Origin of the sequence: Chryseobacterium sp. SIMBA_028 (genome assembly GCF_046535285.1) — a bacterium.
Classification (GTDB): Bacteria; Bacteroidota; Bacteroidia; order Flavobacteriales; family Weeksellaceae; genus Chryseobacterium.
Genome location: NZ_JAWRWZ010000712.1, coordinates 1 through 244, shown reverse-complemented (window position 1 = coordinate 244; position 244 = coordinate 1). Strand labels below are relative to the sequence as shown.

Annotated in this window: 1 protein-coding gene; it reads right to left on the bottom strand. The window is 36.5% G+C overall.

Features of this window, described 5'->3' with window-relative positions:
* On the bottom strand, window positions 1-244 hold a 244-nt coding region (locus tag SCA31_RS25100), incomplete at both ends, for a hypothetical protein (RefSeq protein ID WP_410699656.1).

Genomic DNA, 244 nt, shown 5'->3' with positions numbered 1-244 from the left:
CTTCCAGTTTAAAAGCACTTTTATTCTTAAGCTTCTCCGGAATCTGAACACTTCTCTGATAAATGATCTCACTGGGATCAAACGTATGGACGATATGCAATAGTTTATCCAGATTTCCTTCACTCACTAAAAATTCTCCTGTGGAAATATCCACCAGGGCCATTCCGAACTTCTCTTTTTCTTTGTGAAGAGAAAGCAGGAAATTGTTCTTTTTGGAATTTAATACCTGGTCATTAAATGTTAC